We start from the raw sequence: 2,165 nt of genomic DNA on the forward strand, positions 1-2,165 counted from the left end.
GGATCGGTTCGGGCTTGCTGTGGTGCATTGCGAGGTGTGGGCGGGTTTTATTTTCGTGAATTTGGCTGCTGAGCCGTCGCAGACGTTGCGGGAGTTCTTGGGTCCGATGGTGACGGCTTTGGAGGGCTACCCCTTCGACCGCATGACGGAGTGGTACGAGTTCCGGGCCGAGAACCGGAGCAACTGGAAACTGTTCGCCGATGCCTTCCAGGAGTACTACCACGTGCCGGGTCTGCACTCGCAGCAGGTCCCCGGGGCGGTGCGCAAGCCGGATGCCGGATTCACCTGCGCGCATTTCCAACTCGACGGTCCGCACCGAATGGTCAGCACCGGGGGAGCTCGGCGCTGGACACTGCCCGCGGAGTACATGTACCCGATCGAGCGGGTCACCCACAGCGGTCTGGTGGGTCCGTGGGAATCACCGGATATCGGTGAACTGCCGCCGGGTATCAATCCCGGCCGGGTGGAGCCCTGGGGAATCGACAACTTCCAGATCTTCCCCAACATCGAGATCCTGTTCTATCGCGGCTGGTATCTGCTCTACCGCTACTGGCCCACCTCCTACAACACCCACGTGTTCGAGGGCACGCTGTGCTTCCAGCCGGCCGATACGGTGCGCAAACGCGTCGAGCACGAGGTGGCCTCGGTCGTGTTCAAGGAGTTCGCGTTGCAGGACGCGGGCATGTTGACCGGCACCCAGACCGCACTGGAGCAGGCCTACCGCACCGCGAACGTCACCGACTACCCGGTCAACGACCAGGAGATCCTGGTGCGGCACTTCCACAAGGTCGTGGCCGACTGGGTGGACGACTACCGCGGCGAGCGCGTGGGAGCCCGGTCATGAGCGGGCCCATGCTGCCTCCGGCCTTCGCCGAGTTCGAGAGATTCGCGCCGACCTGGTGCCTGGAATCCGAGTCCGCCCGATGGGCCCAGCGGCAGGCGAGCACGATGGCGGAGCTCAACGCCTTCTACGACGCGTTCTTCCCCCGCCTGGACGACGCCATCGTCTACTGCGACAAGTTCCCCCTCGACGAGCTGCCCGACGACGCCCTCAACCTGCTCCACCTCGTCTACTCGCTGGTCATGGTGGCGATGGCGGTGGAGATCTTCCAGCAGCCCGCGCCGGTCGACAGCGCCGACGCCTGGCTGGCGCGGGTCGGCGAGCCCACGCCCTGACCGGCCGAATCCGAAGGATCAGATCATGACAACACTCACCGTGGAGAAGCTGGGCCACGACGTCGGCGCCGAGATCGTCGGCCTCACACCCGACCGGCTCGTCGGCGACCCCGCCGTGCCCGGGGCGATCAAGCAGGCGCTCGAGGACAACGGCGTGCTCGTCTTCCGTGGCCTGGACCTCGACCCCGAGACCCAGGTCGCGTTCTGCCGCACCCTCGGACCGATCGACACCTCCCCGGGACACCACCCGGTGGAGGGGATCTACCGAGTCAGTCTCGACACCTCGAAGAACCCCTCGGCGGGGTACCTGCGCGCCACCTTCGACTGGCACATCGACGGGTGCACCCCGGAGGACGGCGCGTATCCGCAGATGGCGACGATGCTGTCGGCGAAGGCCGTGGCGGACAGCGGCGGGGAGACCGAGTTCGCCAGCACCTACAAGGCTTACGACGATCTGAGCGAGACCGAGCGGGACTATCTGGCCGGATTGCGGGTGGTGCACTCGCTGGAGGCATCGCAGCGAAGGATCACGCCGGACCCGACGCCCGAGCAGCTCGCGGCGTGGCGGCGGCGGCCGGTCCGTGAGCATCCGATCGTGTGGACACACCGGTCCGGGCGGCGTTCGCTGGTGCTCGGCGCGTCCGCCGGCGAGGTGCTGGGCCTGGATGCCGACCGGAGCCGTGCTCTGTTGGAGGACCTGCTCGCCCGCAGCACCGCACCCGAGCGGGTGTACCGGCACGAGTGGTCCGTCGGCGACACCGTGATCTGGGACAACCGCGGCGTGATCCACCGCGCCGCACCCTACGAGCCGGATTCGCCACGGGAGATGCTGCGCACCACCGTGCTCGGCGACGAACCCATCCAGTGACCCGGCCCGAACACAGCATAGGAGTACGACCATGCCTCGTTGGCCCAAACCCCCCGAAGGAAGCTGGACCCAGCATTACCCCGACCTGGGCACCGGCCCGGTGTCCTACGAAGACTCCATC

At 67.1% G+C, this 2,165-nt stretch carries 3 protein-coding genes; all 3 read left to right on the forward strand.

All coding sequences use genetic code 11. The features are described from left to right. On the forward strand, positions 1-844 hold an 844-nt coding region (locus NG1_RS34790), incomplete at its 5' end, for an RHO alpha subunit C-terminal catalytic domain-containing protein (protein WP_062978114.1). Beyond that, entirely contained in the window at positions 841-1,176 is a 336-nt protein-coding gene (locus tag NG1_RS34795) for a hypothetical protein (protein ID WP_084499429.1), read from the forward strand. The genes NG1_RS34790 and NG1_RS34795, both read left to right, overlap by 4 nt. Before the next feature lie 25 nt (positions 1,177-1,201). Further along, the gene (locus tag NG1_RS34800; protein ID WP_062978118.1) at positions 1,202-2,044 is read left to right on the forward strand and encodes a TauD/TfdA dioxygenase family protein; all 843 of its coding nucleotides are present in this window, start codon (positions 1,202-1,204) and stop codon (positions 2,042-2,044) included. The last annotated feature ends 121 nt before the right edge of the window (positions 2,045-2,165 follow it).

This window comes from Nocardia gamkensis NBRC 108242 (genome assembly GCF_001612985.1).
In the GTDB taxonomy this organism is placed as follows: Bacteria; Actinomycetota; Actinomycetes; order Mycobacteriales; family Mycobacteriaceae; genus Nocardia; species Nocardia gamkensis.

What these genes read in the sequence shown, in the direction of transcription:
- NG1_RS34795 (WP_084499429.1), top strand. Translation starts at nt 841, where the DNA reads ATGAGCGGGCCCATGCTGCCTCCGGCCTTCGCCGAGTTCGAGAGATTC.
- NG1_RS34800 (WP_062978118.1), top strand. Translation starts at nt 1,202, where the DNA reads ATGACAACACTCACCGTGGAGAAGCTGGGCCACGACGTCGGCGCCGAG.